Origin of the sequence: Amylibacter sp. SFDW26, assembly GCF_009184395.1 — a bacterium.
Lineage (GTDB): Bacteria > Pseudomonadota > Alphaproteobacteria > Rhodobacterales > Rhodobacteraceae > Amylibacter.
Genome location: NZ_WEIC01000001.1, coordinates 769,251 through 783,770, shown reverse-complemented (window position 1 = coordinate 783,770; position 14,520 = coordinate 769,251). Strand labels below are relative to the sequence as shown.

Here is a 14,520-nt window from a genome sequence, read left to right as displayed (position 1 = left end):
ACAAGCGCTTCAAAACCGTATAATGTGAACAGAGATGCAGATGGAACACGCCCATGGCATAGTTATAATTCGAGAAAAAGCATTTCTAAGTAAGTTTTAAGCGAATAAATCGTGGCACAATTCCAACGCATCAACTAGCTTATCCACCTCTTCGGTTGTGTTATACAATCCGAATGATGCTCGTGTAGTGGCCGTCACACCTAAATGTTGCATCAAGGGCTGTGCACAGTGATGTCCCGCCCGTACAGCAATACCTTTTTGATCAACAACTGTAGAGATGTCATGCGGATGGCCTGCACCATCCATAGTAAAGCTAAAAATGGCGCCTTTGGATGCCGAGTTGCCCTGAATATTCAACCAGTTCAAACCAGACAGCTTTGTTTGCGCATAATCACGTAATATACGTTCATGATCCGCAATGTTTTGCATCCCCAAACCCATCATGTAATCCAGTGCCACCCCCATACCGATGGTTTGCACAATCGCGGGCGTTCCCGCCTCAAATTTATGTGGGGCATCGTTGTAGGTGATCACATCACGCGATACATCGCGGATCATATCACCACCACCAATAAAGGGGTGCATCTCAGTTAAGCGCTCTTGGCGAACATAAAGTGCGCCTGAACCCGATGGTCCATATAATTTATGCCCTGTGATTGCAAAAAAATCGCACCCTAAATCTTGAACATCCACGGGCGCATGCACGCTGGATTGTGATCCGTCTACGACTGTTATGATGCCCTTCTCACGAGCTGCAGCACTGATTGTTTTAATATCGACCACAGTACCTAAAACATTGGACATATGTGTAATCGCAATCACTTTGGTTTTCGGTCCAATTGCATCAATCACTGTTTGTGCATCTAGGTCGCCATTCACATCCGTCTCAACCCACTTTAATACAATGCCATGGCGTTCGCGCAAAAAATGCCATGGAACAATATTTGCATGATGTTCCATAACACTTAAAATGACTTCATCGCCAGCTTCTAAGTTAGGCACACCCCAGGCGTAAGACACCAAATTTAACGCTTCTGTTCCGCCTGATGTGAATAAGATTTCTTCTTCATGTTTGGCGTTTAAAAACGTCTGAACAATCTTACGTACACCTTCGTATTTATCCGTTGCAAGATTAGACAAATAATGCAGGCCGCGATGCACGTTTGCATATTCATGACTGTATGCAGTTGTGACCGCATCAATAACCACCTGAGGTTTTTGGGCAGACGCACCATTATCCAAATAGACCAAAGGTTTGCCGTTTACATCACGCGAAAGAATTGGGAAATCTTTACGGATTTCGTTTACATCATACATCTTGGGCAGCCTTTATTTCGTAAATCTCTGTTGGCACTCCAAGAGCTGCTAAGAGAGGCGGTAAGACAATTAATAAGCCCATAATTACGGCCATAGTACCAAATACCACACTCATAATGCTTGTAAATCCATGCACTTCAGAGATGAAATTAAATAATAAATACATTAAAATTATAAATGAAATTAAACCAGCGAGGATAAACAAGGGTGCACTTATTACTGCTGTTATCAGTTGAACAACTTGTAGAAGGAATAAGATAAACTGCAGCCATACGATTGCAGACAGTGCATCATTAAATGTCCCATGACCACCAAAGAAGCGGCCTATGGCGGTCATCAGAAAAGACGCGAAAAAAAGAAAACCAAAATGTACGGAAAATATTGTTAATGGGCCTGGAAATATCTCGTTGTACTGTTCTTGAACTTCAATTGGCTGCATTAAAAGCATAAGGGTAGATGGTATCATACTGATGACGATGACAAAAGCTGCAGTAAGTACCAATTGTTGCGTTGTGATGCCTATACTTAGAACAACGCGCACACTTTTCTTTGGCTCAATTAGAGTCTCTGCCGCCAGCTTAATCCAATCGCTCGCCGTATTGAGTTGCATTTACCATGCTCCGTTTGCTTTCATGTAAAATACACCTAGCAGGGCAATTAAAGAAAGCAAAGACATCACCATAAAAACGGGCGAGGAATTCTTAAATTTATGGGATTCAGAAATACCTTCCGAAATAAACCAAACAAATGGGATCAAACCCAACCAATAAGGCGGCAGTGAAATCCATTCTTCGCGGAATAATGGTACATAATCTTCAAGACCATACATGCTAACGGTTACCAGAGCGGCTATAAAACCAAATGGGGCTGAAACCAATGCAGCCCAAAAAACGCAAACACGTGTTTCATACCATGTTCCCTGCCCTTTAAAGAGTTTGCAGGCTCCATAAACAATGAATGAAAATAGGTACATGAAAGCTGTGCGAACCATTAAAGCAGCAACAAGCCATAAGCTGACTTCAATTGGAATTAACTCTGTTGCACTGCTCATAGGTGCCACTACTGTTTTGATACTCCATGACAGGAAAAACACCAAGTCAGACAACAGAACCATAAAAATGAGACGAGCTTCATCTGGTGCTTCATCTATCAAACGGCGTGCAGACGTGCGCATATCCTTCCAAGCATCCCAAATGCGTTCCAGCATAGATGTTCGCTCTGTAGAAAATACCCCAGTATACCCTTCATAGATCTCAGGTTGCACACTCATAAAAGAATCCCTTACGCTTACTCATACCAATAATTGCATTAAATACGCGGCAAATATGGCGAAAATATGAGGTATACCTTAAGTGTATTCGACCTGTTTGGCCGTTTCACGGAGTTGCCATAAAAAAATGGTAGCCGTTATTAGGTTAAGAATGGACGTTAAAGTGCTGTTATTAAGTGCATATGAAGCACCTGACAGTAATACAAAAGGCGCTGTTACCACTGCAGCCCAATTTAAAGCACGGCGCATTTCTGCATAACTTGCTTGGCCGTCAAACTTCAATAAAACCCAATGTAATAACCCAGCAAGGCCATAAAGCATGAGTGGTAAGAAGAATACATAAGATATAAACAACCCAGCCATCATACCTGTAAATGTATCTTGGTCAGGCGCGGAAAGCATAACACGTGGAAAGCTTGCGATTAGGTTGATTACGCCAAACAACATTCCGTAGAACAAAGTTTGTGGCTCGGTAATCCCACGCTCTATTTGCACCTGCATAGAGTTGCTAGGGGCGCGGTACGCCCCTGCTATATCGCCTATTAATGACATTAGCCGCGTCTGCGCTCCATCCATGCCGCCAAACGCGCATGAATGTCATCAGCCAGATCAGTATTGTCGATCTCATCAATCGCTTCACCCAAGAATGCCAAAACCAGCATATCTTGTGCTTGTGCTTTTGGCACACCGCGTGATGTCATATAGAACATTGCATCTTCGTCGATCGCACCAACGGTTGAGCCGTGTGAACACGCAACATCATCTGCATAGATTTCCAATTCTGGTTTCGCTAGGAAATTGCTGTCGTCATCCAACAACAAACCCTGTGAAATCTGATATCCATCCGTTTTTTGAGCATCAGCTTTCACCAGGATTTTACCTTGGAAAACACCCGTTGCACCATTGCGTAGAACTTTTTTGAACACCTGACGGCTTTCACAGTTCACGCTGTCATGTGTCACAAACACAGTGTCATCGTGATGGAAATCTTTGCCATCACCCGCAGATGCACCACCAACAGTTGCCTGTGCATCGTCACCAGTGAATTCCAAAACGCTTTCATTACGTGTTAGCATGCCGTTCACTGTCATTGTGAAGGAACGGTAAATGCTCTCTTTACCCAAACGACCATACATATGTGTAGCAGTTTTACGTTCGTGATCGCGCCCTTGCGTGCGCACATGGTGGAACTCTGCATTGTCCGCTACGTCTACCTCTAGAACAGAGTTGAAACGCGCAGCACCAGGGCCGCTTTCCAACAATGTGAACTTTGCGCCCTCTTCCACTTTGATGACATGGTGTACCATCGCATCAGAGCTCTCAGATGTGTGAATGTAACGCAATGCCAATGGCTTTGCCGTTTCAGCTTTCACATGGATCACAAGACCCTCTGTTGCTACAGCAGTATTCAAAGAAGCCAACGGACGATCCACAGGGTTTTGACCATTTGCTTCCAAAACACCGAACAACTCTTTTGCCCAGTGAATGTCTTTTGATGTGGCCTCTGCCAATGTCTCAATCTCAACACCATCCAATGACAAGTCATCAGATTGTGCTGCGTCTAAAACACCATCAACGAAAACCACTTTTACACGGTCGATCGCATCGAACATTGGGGCTTCATCAGAGGTAAACAAAGCCGCAGATGGTGTTGGCAATTCTGTCAACGCCGCAGGGTTTGTATATTTCCAATACTCATCGCGCTTGCTTGGTGCGCCAATCGCACGCAAATGCGCAGCCGCCTTGGCGCGTGCTTCAGTCGCCCATGCTGCACCAACTGGTGTCGTATAAGCGGCAAGCAAAGCCTCAGAAGCTTCAAATTTAGGATTAGTCACAGCCATAATTAAGCAACCTCAGCCAAGATATCAGCATAGCCGTTGTTTTCAACTTCTAGCGCCAACTCAGGACCACCAGATTTAACGATCTTACCGTTTGCCATGATGTGCACTACGTCAGGCTTAATGTGATCCAACAAGCGTTGGTAATGAGTGATCACAAGGAATGAACGTTTGCCATCGCGCAAAGCGTTCACACCTTCAGCAACCAATTTCATGGCATCAACATCCAAGCCACTGTCCGTTTCATCCAAAACACACATCTTTGGCTCTAGCATCGCCATTTGCAAGATTTCATTACGTTTCTTTTCACCACCAGAAAAGCCAACATTTACTGGGCGTTTCAACATGTCTGCATCAATTTTCAAAGCTTTGGCTTTTTCACGTACTACCTTCAGGAATTCGCCTGCTGACAGTTCTTCTTCGCCACGTGCTTTACGTTGAGCATTCACTGCTGTGCGCAAGAATGTCATGTTGCCAACGCCCGGAATTTCCACTGGATATTGGAATGCCAAGAAAAGACCAGCTGCTGCACGCTCTTCTGGTTCCATGTCTAATAAGTCTTCGCCGTAAAGTTCAGCTGAACCGCCAGTCACTTCGTAACCGTCTTTACCAGACAAAACATAAGATGTTGTTGATTTACCTGATCCGTTTGGACCCATAATCGCATGAACCTCACCTTCGCCGATTTTCAAATCAACGCCTTTAAGGATTTGTTTGTCTTCTTCTTCCAAGCCAACTTGGAGGTTTTTAATTTCTAACATGTCGTTACTCTTTCGATTTGCCGTATTTTTTTACAAGGACGAACATCACTGCCGCAAAGACGCCCATAAGAATTGAGAATAATAGGTTGGGCAGCCAAGTGCCGCCCATCCCTGTGGACCAGCCGATGAAAAAAAGCGGCGATGGCGGTTATAGCACCATAAGTCAGCGTGTTTTTATTTATCATCTGCTTCCCTCACTGCTGCGATCCATGATCGTGAATACATCTGTTGAAAATCAGACAGTTTCTCGCCGTCTTGCAGATGCTTAGTTAAGGCTGTGCGAACGACTGATTTAAAATAAAGGCTGGTCATCACCCAAAGAATGGCCACGATAATTATTACCATCAAGCCAATGGCGAAAAACGTGAAATATTGCGCGTATAAAGCCCCAAGAACCAAACCAACGAACAAACCCGATGCATAGCGAATTGGCGTTGAAAGGTGTGTCAGGAATTTCCGCAACACCATATTCAATTCCAAATCGCCGTAGTTTATCGGCCCACGTATGTGTGATTTGGTTTCCACAGACTTAATTAACCCACTGAACCTTCAAGGCTGATAGCAACCAAAGCTTGTGCTTCCATCGCGAACTCCATTGGCAGTGCTTGCAGCACTTCCTTACAGAACCCATTCACAACCAAAGCAACTGCTTCTTCTTCGTCCATGCCGCGCTGACGGCAATAGAACAGTTGTTCATCATCCACTTTCGATGTCGTTGCTTCATGCTCTACACGGGCAGAGTTGTTCTTTACTTCGATATATGGAACAGTGTGCGCCCCACATTTATCGCCGATCAACAAGCTGTCACATTGTGTGTAATTCCGACCGTCTTTGGCTTTCGGATGCATAGATACCAAGCCACGGTATGTGTTTTGCGCTTTACCCGCAGAGATACCTTTGGAAACGATGCGTGACTTGGTGTTTTTACCCAAGTGGATCATCTTAGTTCCCGTATCCGCTTGCTGCATGTTGTTTGCAATCGCGATGGAATAAAATTCACCTTGGCTGTCATCACCACGCAAGATGCAAGATGGGTATTTCCAAGTGACAGCAGAGCCTGTTTCAACTTGTGTCCACATCACTTTAGCACGGTCTCCACGGCAATCCGCACGTTTCGTTACAAAGTTATAAATACCACCTTTGCCGTCTTCATCACCAGGATACCAGTTTTGAACAGTCGAATATTTGATCTCAGCATCTTCCTGAATTACCAACTCAACAACAGCTGCGTGCAACTGTGCTACGTCACGTTGTGGGGCTGTACAGCCTTCAAGATAAGACACATACGACCCTTTTTCTGCGATGATAAGTGTACGCTCAAATTGGCCTGTGTTTTCAGCGTTGATACGGAAATATGTAGAAAGCTCCATCGGGCATTTCACACCCTCTGGGATGTAAACAAATGACCCGTCAGAGAACACAGCCGAGTTCAAAGTTGCATAGAAATTATCAGACTGTGGAACCACAGAGCCAATGTATTTCTTAACCAAATCAGGATGCTCTTTCAAAGCTTCTGAAATCGACATGAAAATCACGCCAGCTTTCTTTAACTCTTCTTGGAATGTCGTTCCTACTGAAACAGAGTCAAATACAGCATCTACAGCAACTTTGCGCTCTTCTTCTGGCGCTTCGACACCAGCCAACAAAGCCTGCTCTTTCAACGGAATACCAAGTTTGGCATATGTTTCCAAAAGTTTTGGATCAACGTCATCCAATGACTTTGGCTTTTCTTCTGCCATAGATTTTGGGCGCGCATAATAATAGATGTCTTGGAAGTCGATTTTTGGGTAATCCACCATAGCCCAATCAGGCTCTTCCATTTGCAACCAACGTTTATACGCTTCCAAGCGCCATTCCAGCATCCACTCTGGCTCTTCATTCTTTTCAGAAATCAAACGCACGATATCTTCGGTCAAACCCAATGGTGCATATTCGATTTCGATATCTGTTTCGAAACCGTATTTATATTTACCACCCAGTGCTTGAACCGCTTCAACGGTTTCTGCTTCTACGCCTTCTTTGACTATAACGTCGCTCATAATTCGTCCTCTAAGCCGCTTTAGCGCGGTATTTCGTATATGCTTTGCCCCATGCTGAAACAAAGCCGTCTATTTCATCTTTTGTGTTTGTTGGGCCTAATGAAATCCTGATGGCAGATGATGCCGTGATGTCATCATATCCCATGGCCTGCAATACCTTGCTGGCCTTAACTTTACCGCTTGAACATGCAGACCCTGCTGAAATGGCATAGCCTGCCAAATCCATCTGCATAACTTGGGTTTCACCCTTCCAACCAGCCACAGCAAAGTTGCTGGTGTTGGGTAATCTTTTTACGTCCTTACCAAAGAAAATAGCGTCAGATGCGACCTCGGCAATACGGTTTTCCAGATAATCGCGCAACTCTGCCACTTCATCCCAAACGCCATTTGCAAGGTCTTTTGCAGCTGTTTCTGCAGCAGCACCAAATCCTGCGATACCCACAACGTTTTCAGTTCCAGAACGGCGCCCCATTTCTTGGCCACCTCCTTTGATCTGTGCCGCAATTTCTACATTTTGTTTAATAACAAAAGCGCCAACGCCTTTAGGGCCACCGACTTTATGCGCAGATAGCAAGCCAACAGTTGTGTCAGCCCAATCAAAAGCGCAAGATGTCTTGCCGAATGCCTGTACATAATCAGACAGATATAAACCCGCTGGCAAATCCTGCAAAACACCTGTTTCGCTATTTGCGGCCTGTAAAGCAGCCTTATTAGGTGTCTTCACAGTGACGATTCCGTTTGCATCAGCAGTAATAGAGTTATCTGTCCAAGCCGCGATACAGTCATGCTCTATGCCAGATGCTTCAATCGTGGTGTTTGCAAGACCGAGACCCGCTGCCTCAGTAGCACCTGACGTAAACGCAATATCAGCAGCATTAGCACCAAAAGCATCAGAAATCTGCTTGCGCGCCTTCTCGATAATACCAGTCGCAACACGACCCTCGGCATGAACCGAAGATGGGTTGCCCACAGCATCCATAGCCGCAATCATCGCAGCGCGTGCTTCTGGCCTTAAAGGTGCAGTTGCATTCCAATCCATATAGGCGCGGTTCATGTCTCATCCACCACTTGGAATAACGATGGGACTGCAGGACATGGCGCCATTTGGTTTTCGATTACATCTGATAAACGTGCTTGATGTAAAAACACGTAAACTTGTGCAGACAAGCTTTCCCACAAACGATTGTTCAACGATTGCGCACGGCTGCCAGACAAAGCACCCGAAGCTCCTGCTCCTTTTGATAATGCGTCCATTGTTTCATCAACAGAGGCCAAAACCTCTGACACACGGATCGCGTCAGTTGTCATCGCCAATTTATAACCGCCACCTGGCCCGCGAATAGATTCAACGAATCCTGCGCGGCGTAATTTTACAAAGAGTTGTTCCAGATAATTCAACGAAATATCCTGGCGTTTTGAAATTTCAGCCAAAGAAACTGTACCGCCATCGCTCTCTAAAGCAATATCCACCAGCGCAATCATTGCATATCTGCCTTTTGTGCTCAGTTTCATGGGGCTAACCTCACGTCTTTGGTTGACGAACGTGTGATTACCACTTAGTCAGACACGACTAAAATATGGTTCAAACGTTCAATTTAGAATGGTTCTAAATTTTCTGAGCGTTCCTGTCAACTAATAGACAGAACTTTGAGCCAACTATGATTTGGAGCGTAGGATAAAATGCCAGAAATTATTTTTCCAGGCCCAGAAGGCCGCCTAGAAGGCCGCTACCACCCGCAAAAGAATATCAAGGATGCACCGATTGCAATCATATTGCACCCGCACCCTCAGTTCGGCGGCACTATGAACAATAAGGTTGTCTATAACCTGCATTATAAATTCTACAATATGGGCTTTAACGTTCTGCGATTTAACTTTCGCGGCGTTGGTCGTTCTCAGGGTGAATATGATCAAGGTATTGGCGAATTGTCAGATGCAGCATCTGCCTTGGATTACCTACAGTCGATGAACCCAAATGCAAAACATTGCTGGGTTGCCGGTTTCAGCTTTGGTGCATGGATTGGTATGCAGCTTTTGATGCGCCGTCCTGAAATTTCAGGCTTTATCAGTGCTTCCCCCCCTGCAAATATGTATGATTTCAGCTTCTTGGCCCCTTGCCCATCATCAGGTTTGATTATTAACGGTTCATCTGACCGTGTAGCTCCACCTGCAGATACCGAAGAGTTGGTGAATAAACTTCACGAACAAAAAGGTATTACGATTACGCATGAAATTCTTGAGGGCGCAGATCACTTCTTCAAACGCGAAGAGCATATGGACTTGATGCTGGACACTGTCGAAGAATATGTACGGCGCCGCCTAACCGAAACATCACGTTAAATTCTTGCCCCGATTATTTGGGGCAAGACTTACCTATCTGTCACCCACATTAACAACGGCTCCATCCATGCGGAATCTGGCATGTAAAATGCGCCATGACTTTTGCCTGTATTGATTTTTATTTCTTCAAATGACTGTAATTTTGGGCTGTGTTCTTTGATTTTCACACAGGATTGCGGCCCGTCAGTCACTTCATAGATAGAGAGTAAGCGACCAGTAATATTGATTTCTGGATCATCTTTCACACCATCATCCCAACATGTCGCAAGTAATACAGTGTTGACCGGCAATGGCTTAAGTTGACTTGCCGCTCTTGCCGTTAAATCTCCGCCACGTGAAAAACCAATGAGTGTTACATTTTCAGCTGGTACCCCATGTTCTGTTAGTTTTTCCACCCATTTCACTAATTGCATTACTTGGGTTGGGATTTTTTCACCTTTTGGACGCTGTATTGCAATAAGTTCAAAATCGCCACGTTTTGCTAATTGCTCTTTAATCGCTGGAAAATCGTATAATCCAAACTTTGGATGAATTGGCCTTGGGTCAGTTCCTTCGACAATAAGGCCATGGGAATAAATCACATATTTTTGGTTGGGGTTTATTTTGCTAATATCAGGGAAATCATAGTTGTCTTTCTCTTGAGCTAAGGTGGTTTGGGCAAAAAGGCCAAATAAGCCAACAGAAAAGGAAAAAACAATAGATTTGAGCATAATGCCTCCTGAAATAAGGGGGATAAGATTTGTTTTTGTTATGGTGGTGAATAAATTACTTCAAGGTTTTGAAATTATGCCTCCACAAACAGGCGATTTACAGCCCGTTGTAGTTGGTGATGATGTTGATAAACCACGCACCACACGTACAGCCAAATAAGCAAAAGCCTGCGCTTCCAGCATATCCCCATCCAAACCAACGTTTTCAACAGGTTCAACCGATACATCTAAACGTTGTTTCAAAGCATTCATTAAGGATGTGTTTTTACGCCCACCGCCACAGATTAGCCAACGGTATGGATCCGTGCTGAAATGCATTTGAGAGGCATAAACACAAGATGCTGCTAGTGCTGTCAATGTTGCGGCCCCATCCTCTGTTGAAAGCGGTTTTATTAAATCCTCTAGTTCAGTAAAACTATTCCTATCCAATGATTTAGGCGGCACTCTTAAGAAGTATTCATTTGCAAAGACTGCCTCTAACACATCTGTGTTTACAGTGCCTTTGGCTGCTACAGCACCGTTTTCATCAAACAATTGCCCTAGACGTTTTTCCAACAAATCATTGATTGGGGCATTTGCTGGCCCTGTATCAAAGGCTAATAAAGCTTCTGGATGTTCTGGAGCATGTTTTGACCCATTCACCAATGATACATTGCCCACCCCACCTAAATTTACAAAAGCCATTGGGCGTTTCATGCCCAGCTGTTTTGCACACGCATGATGAAAAAATGGAGCCAAAGGAGCACCCTCGCCGCCTGCTTCCATATCAGCCGTGCGAAAATCCCAAACAACAGTTTTACCGGTATCTTGCGCCAGTTGTGCACCTGCACCCAATTGATGTGTGCGTCCACCTTTTGGATCATGTGCTAGGGTCTGCCCGTGAAAGCCAACAACGTCTGCATCTGGAAATTTTGCAATAACTTCTGCATGCGCATCGCGCACAACACTTTCCGCAGCGATCAGTAAATTAGGACTTTCATCTGGCCACAACCCTTGTGCCGCTGAAATTGTGGCTTGTTCTTCATTACTATAAGGTCGGAAATAACTATCGCCAAAGGCAAGTATCCTTTCTCCATCGGTCATCAGCATAGCACCATCCACCCCATCCATAGAGGTGCCAGACATCAAACCAAGGGCCCATATAGGGTCAAATACAGCCAACACTCTTTCCTTTCACGAAACATGCGGTATACAGCCCTGATAAACCTGTACACAAACATTTTTGTATATGTTTATTTATAGACTTACTACATATCAAAGGACGATAAACACATGACATACAAGCCCAAATCAGAGTTTCTAACAGCAATGTTGGAACGGGGCTTCTTGCAGGACTGCACAGACCTGGAGGGGCTCGATGAACGCCTGCTCGAAGGACCAGCCGCAGCCTATATCGGCTTTGATGCGACAGCAGACAGTTTACATGTCGGATCACTGATCCAAATCATGATGCTGCGCTGGTGGCAAAAAACTGGGAATAAACCTGTGACCCTTATGGGCGGTGGCACGACCAAGATTGGCGACCCGTCTGGTAAAGATGAATCTCGTCAGTTGATTACTGCTGAAAAGATTGATGAGAATATTGCAGGTATTAAGACTGTTTTTGCAAAATACCTGTCATATGATTCAGGTGAAAACGATGCGATTATGCCAAACAACGCAGAATGGCTGGATAACTTGAATTACATCGAATTCTTACGTGATTACGGCAAGCATTTCACGATCAACCGCATGATTGCGATGGAAAGCGTAAAGTTGCGCCTTGATCGTGAACAGCCGCTGACATTCCTAGAATTCAACTACATGTTATTACAAGCCTATGATTTCATGGCTTTAAATAAGAACTACGGTGTGGTTTTGCAAATGGGTGGCTCAGACCAATGGGGCAATATCGTGAATGGTATCGATCTGACACGCCGCATTAACAAAAATACGGTTTATGGCCTAACCACCCCACTTCTAACCAAGGCTGACGGCTCTAAAATGGGTAAATCTGCTTCTGGTGCGATTTGGTTAAATGAAGAAAAGCTCAGCTCTTATGAGTTTTGGCAATTTTGGCGTAATACATTGGATGCTGATGTGGCTAAATTCTTGCGTTTGTTCACTGAACTTCCACTGGAAGAATGCGAACGTCTTGGTGCGTTAGAAGGTTCTGACATCAATCAAGCCAAGATCACCTTGGCGAATGAAGTCACGAAACTTTGCCACGGCGCAGAAGCCGCTGTTGCTGCCGAAGCCACAGCCAAAGAAGTATTCGAAAAAGGCGGAGTTGGGGATGACTTACCAACGCTGGAGCTGACTGAAGATGAAATCGGCGATGGTATCAGCTTTACACAAGTCTTAGTGCGTTCTGGCATCGTTGCAAGCGGCAAAGACGCCAAACGTGCAATCGCTGGCGGTGGCGCAAAACTGAATGATGAAACTGTTTCTGATGCAGGTTTGATGCTTACAAAAGATGACATTGCAGCAACGCCAAAGATTTCATCAAGTAAAAAGAAACACGCACTTATCAAGCTTGTTTAAATAAAAAAGGCGGCTCAATTGGCCGCCTTTTCTTTAGGTTTATCAATATCTTATTTATCAGATTTGATGTAAACTTTACTCATATAATCAGGCTTAGCAACAGAGCCATTGTTGGCTTGGCTACCACGTTTGATTTTATTTACAACGTCTTGACCAGAACTCACACGACCAAGAACTGTGTACTGCCCATTCAACGATGGGTAATCTTGAAGCATGATAAAGAACTGAGAGTTTGCACTGTTTGGGCTTGATGAACGGGCCATACCGACAACGCCCTTTTCAAACTTCATGCTTGAAAACTCTGCTGGCAGATCTGGTAGTTTTGAACCACCTGTACCAGCAAACCGTGGGTTAAAACCCTCTAGTTTGCCATTTTGAACATCGCCTGTTTGTGCCATAAAACCAGAGATTACACGGTGAAACGTCACGTTGTCATAGTGACCTTCACGCGCCAAACGTTTGATGCGTGTCACGTGTTTTGGCGCCACATCAGGCAACAATTCGATTTCGATTGTGCCCGTGTTTTTACCTGCCACTTCAATCACCAATGTATTGTCAGCATCCGCTGCAAATACAGAAGTCGCCATTGAAACAGCTGCGATCAGAGTTGTGAAAAACCGCATTATACGTCTGCCGCAACTTTAACGGAAATCATTGTGTCTGGTTCCATTGGTGGCTCGCCACGTTTGATTTTGTCAACGTGTTCCATACCCTCAACAACACGGCCATAAACCGTGTATTGGTTGTTCAGGAAATGGTTGTCATTGAAGTTGATAAAGAATTGAGAGTTTGCACTGTCTGGCATTGCAGAACGTGCCGCACCTAATGTGCCTTTGTCATGTGGTAGTTTTGAAAACTCTGCTGGCAAATCAGGCAGATCAGAGCTACCAGTCCCTGCGCGGCGTAGATCAAAATCAGCACCAGTGTTGCCGTTTTGAACGTCACCTGTTTGCGCCATGAAGCCGTCAATCACACGGTGGAATACAACGTTGTCGTATTTACCAGCACGTGCCAATTCTTTCATACGCTCACAATGCTTAGGCGCCACATCTGGCAGCAATTCGATTGTCACATTACCATGCTTTAGTTCCATGATGATTGTGTTTTCAGGATCTTTAATCTCAACCATTTCGGTCTCCGTTTTCAATGTTCGGCGTACACTATCCTTAGCATTCGCAAAGGAAAAGCCCGCATATTAGGATTTCGTGAATTTCTCGATCAAAGCTTTTTGAACACCAGGTGTTACAAACTTTGACACATCGCCATCAAGGCGTGCAATTTCTTTGACCAAACGTGATGCGATAGCTTGATGTTTGGCCTCTGCCATAAGGAACGCAGTTTCTACATTTGAGTTCATAGCGCGGTTCATACCAACCAATGCATATTCATATTCAAAGTCAGATACCGCGCGCAAACCGCGGATGATCAGTTTGGCCCCAACCTCTTCCGCTTTATCGATCAACAGGTTTTCAAAAGGCTCAACAACCACTTCTGTGCCATTTGTTCGCATGTTTTCTACATTGCGTTCAATCATATCAACACGTTCTTCAAGTGTGAATAAAGGACCTTTGTCGCGATTGATTGCAACGCCAATAACCAAGCGATCAACTAAAACGCACGCACGTTCAATAATATCTAAGTGCCCTAAAGTGACAGGATCAAATGTCCCTGGATAAAGCCCTATGCGCATTGCGACCTCCATCGCTTTTTATGGTAAACCAC

17 protein-coding genes are annotated in these 14,520 nt (G+C 44.7%); 2 read left to right on the top strand and 15 right to left on the bottom strand.

Annotation, left to right across the window (positions count from 1 at the left end; genetic code table 11):
* Positions 1–96: 96 nt before the first annotated feature.
* The 10 genes from F9L33_RS03995 to F9L33_RS03950 form a co-directional block, all read right to left on the bottom strand.
* A complete protein-coding gene (locus F9L33_RS03995) occupies positions 97–1,317 on the bottom strand; it encodes a cysteine desulfurase (RefSeq protein WP_152141432.1) in 1,221 nt (406 codons plus the stop codon).
* Positions 1,310–1,927: a Yip1 family protein gene (locus tag F9L33_RS03990; protein WP_152141431.1), complete on the bottom strand. Its 618-nt coding sequence runs from the start codon at positions 1,925–1,927 to the stop codon at positions 1,310–1,312. The genes F9L33_RS03995 and F9L33_RS03990 overlap by 8 nt, the downstream gene beginning before the upstream one ends.
* Positions 1,928–2,587 (bottom strand): Yip1 family protein, encoded by a 660-nt coding sequence (locus F9L33_RS03985; RefSeq protein ID WP_152141430.1) that lies wholly within the window; start codon positions 2,585–2,587, stop codon positions 1,928–1,930.
* Between the two features lie 78 nt (positions 2,588–2,665).
* Positions 2,666–3,139, bottom strand: a complete 474-nt coding sequence (locus F9L33_RS03980; RefSeq protein WP_193221964.1) for a YIP1 family protein — start codon at positions 3,137–3,139, stop codon at positions 2,666–2,668.
* Complete coding sequence (sufD, locus tag F9L33_RS03975; protein ID WP_152141428.1) at positions 3,139–4,428, bottom strand: Fe-S cluster assembly protein SufD; 1,290 nt, start codon at positions 4,426–4,428, stop codon at positions 3,139–3,141. Before sufD ends, F9L33_RS03980 begins: the two co-directional genes overlap by 1 nt.
* Positions 4,429–4,430: 2 nt before the next feature.
* Entirely contained in the window at positions 4,431–5,186 is a 756-nt protein-coding gene (gene sufC / locus F9L33_RS03970) for a Fe-S cluster assembly ATPase SufC (RefSeq protein WP_152141427.1), read from the bottom strand.
* A gap of 174 nt (positions 5,187–5,360) precedes the next feature.
* Positions 5,361–5,711 (bottom strand): hypothetical protein, encoded by a 351-nt coding sequence (locus tag F9L33_RS03965; protein ID WP_152141426.1) that lies wholly within the window; start codon positions 5,709–5,711, stop codon positions 5,361–5,363.
* An 8-nt stretch (positions 5,712–5,719) separates the two neighbouring features.
* Positions 5,720–7,225: a Fe-S cluster assembly protein SufB gene (sufB, locus tag F9L33_RS03960; RefSeq protein WP_152141425.1), complete on the bottom strand. Its 1,506-nt coding sequence runs from the start codon at positions 7,223–7,225 to the stop codon at positions 5,720–5,722.
* A gap of 10 nt (positions 7,226–7,235) precedes the next feature.
* Entirely contained in the window at positions 7,236–8,279 is a 1,044-nt protein-coding gene (locus F9L33_RS03955; RefSeq protein ID WP_152141424.1) for a cysteine desulfurase family protein, read from the bottom strand.
* Complete coding sequence (locus F9L33_RS03950; RefSeq protein ID WP_152141423.1) at positions 8,276–8,737, bottom strand: Rrf2 family transcriptional regulator; 462 nt, start codon at positions 8,735–8,737, stop codon at positions 8,276–8,278. The genes F9L33_RS03955 and F9L33_RS03950 overlap by 4 nt, the downstream gene beginning before the upstream one ends.
* 168 nt (positions 8,738–8,905) lie before the next feature.
* On the opposite strand from F9L33_RS03950, the gene F9L33_RS03945 reads away from it, so the two are divergent.
* On the top strand, positions 8,906–9,565 hold the full coding sequence (locus tag F9L33_RS03945; RefSeq protein ID WP_152141422.1) for an alpha/beta hydrolase: 660 nt from the start codon (positions 8,906–8,908) through the stop codon (positions 9,563–9,565).
* A 29-nt stretch (positions 9,566–9,594) separates the two neighbouring features.
* Here F9L33_RS03945 and F9L33_RS03940 read toward each other — a convergent pair whose 3' ends face one another.
* Both F9L33_RS03940 and F9L33_RS03935 read right to left on the bottom strand, forming a co-directional pair.
* Positions 9,595–10,275, bottom strand: coding sequence for an alpha/beta hydrolase (locus tag F9L33_RS03940; RefSeq protein ID WP_152141421.1), 681 nt, complete (start codon positions 10,273–10,275; stop codon positions 9,595–9,597).
* A gap of 60 nt (positions 10,276–10,335) precedes the next feature.
* On the bottom strand, positions 10,336–11,436 hold the full coding sequence (locus F9L33_RS03935; RefSeq protein WP_152141420.1) for an anhydro-N-acetylmuramic acid kinase: 1,101 nt from the start codon (positions 11,434–11,436) through the stop codon (positions 10,336–10,338).
* Positions 11,437–11,547: 111 nt separating this feature from the next.
* Here F9L33_RS03935 and tyrS point away from each other — a divergent pair, with 111 nt between their 5' ends.
* Entirely contained in the window at positions 11,548–12,798 is a 1,251-nt protein-coding gene (gene tyrS / locus F9L33_RS03930) for a tyrosine--tRNA ligase (RefSeq protein ID WP_152141419.1), read from the top strand.
* Between the two features lie 50 nt (positions 12,799–12,848).
* Here tyrS and F9L33_RS03925 read toward each other — a convergent pair whose 3' ends face one another.
* The 3 genes from F9L33_RS03925 to coaD all read right to left on the bottom strand — a co-directional run bounded on the left by F9L33_RS03925 (position 12,849) and on the right by coaD (position 14,488).
* Positions 12,849–13,421, bottom strand: coding sequence for a peptidylprolyl isomerase (locus F9L33_RS03925; protein WP_152141418.1), 573 nt, complete (start codon positions 13,419–13,421; stop codon positions 12,849–12,851).
* The gene (locus F9L33_RS03920) at positions 13,421–13,927 is read right to left on the bottom strand and encodes a peptidylprolyl isomerase (protein WP_152141417.1); all 507 of its coding nucleotides are present in this window, start codon (positions 13,925–13,927) and stop codon (positions 13,421–13,423) included. Before F9L33_RS03920 ends, F9L33_RS03925 begins: the two co-directional genes overlap by 1 nt.
* Before the next feature lie 66 nt (positions 13,928–13,993).
* On the bottom strand, positions 13,994–14,488 hold the full coding sequence (gene coaD, locus F9L33_RS03915; RefSeq protein ID WP_152141416.1) for a pantetheine-phosphate adenylyltransferase: 495 nt from the start codon (positions 14,486–14,488) through the stop codon (positions 13,994–13,996).
* Positions 14,489–14,520 lie beyond the last annotated feature (32 nt).

What these genes read in the sequence shown, in the direction of transcription:
- F9L33_RS03995 (WP_152141432.1), bottom strand. Translation starts at nt 1,317, where the DNA reads ATGTATGATGTAAACGAAATCCGTAAAGATTTCCCAATTCTTTCGCGT.
- F9L33_RS03990 (WP_152141431.1), bottom strand. Translation starts at nt 1,927, where the DNA reads ATGCAACTCAATACGGCGAGCGATTGGATTAAGCTGGCGGCAGAGACT.
- F9L33_RS03985 (WP_152141430.1), bottom strand. Translation starts at nt 2,587, where the DNA reads ATGAGTGTGCAACCTGAGATCTATGAAGGGTATACTGGGGTATTTTCT.
- F9L33_RS03980 (WP_193221964.1), bottom strand. Translation starts at nt 3,139, where the DNA reads ATGTCATTAATAGGCGATATAGCAGGGGCGTACCGCGCCCCTAGCAAC.
- sufD (WP_152141428.1), bottom strand. Translation starts at nt 4,428, where the DNA reads ATGGCTGTGACTAATCCTAAATTTGAAGCTTCTGAGGCTTTGCTTGCC.
- sufC (WP_152141427.1), bottom strand. Translation starts at nt 5,186, where the DNA reads ATGTTAGAAATTAAAAACCTCCAAGTTGGCTTGGAAGAAGAAGACAAA.
- sufB (WP_152141425.1), bottom strand. Translation starts at nt 7,225, where the DNA reads ATGAGCGACGTTATAGTCAAAGAAGGCGTAGAAGCAGAAACCGTTGAA.
- F9L33_RS03955 (WP_152141424.1), bottom strand. Translation starts at nt 8,279, where the DNA reads ATGAACCGCGCCTATATGGATTGGAATGCAACTGCACCTTTAAGGCCA.
- F9L33_RS03950 (WP_152141423.1), bottom strand. Translation starts at nt 8,737, where the DNA reads ATGAAACTGAGCACAAAAGGCAGATATGCAATGATTGCGCTGGTGGAT.
- F9L33_RS03945 (WP_152141422.1), top strand. Translation starts at nt 8,906, where the DNA reads ATGCCAGAAATTATTTTTCCAGGCCCAGAAGGCCGCCTAGAAGGCCGC.
- F9L33_RS03940 (WP_152141421.1), bottom strand. Translation starts at nt 10,275, where the DNA reads ATGCTCAAATCTATTGTTTTTTCCTTTTCTGTTGGCTTATTTGGCCTT.
- tyrS (WP_152141419.1), top strand. Translation starts at nt 11,548, where the DNA reads ATGACATACAAGCCCAAATCAGAGTTTCTAACAGCAATGTTGGAACGG.
- F9L33_RS03925 (WP_152141418.1), bottom strand. Translation starts at nt 13,421, where the DNA reads ATGCGGTTTTTCACAACTCTGATCGCAGCTGTTTCAATGGCGACTTCT.
- F9L33_RS03920 (WP_152141417.1), bottom strand. Translation starts at nt 13,927, where the DNA reads ATGGTTGAGATTAAAGATCCTGAAAACACAATCATCATGGAACTAAAG.
- coaD (WP_152141416.1), bottom strand. Translation starts at nt 14,488, where the DNA reads ATGCGCATAGGGCTTTATCCAGGGACATTTGATCCTGTCACTTTAGGG.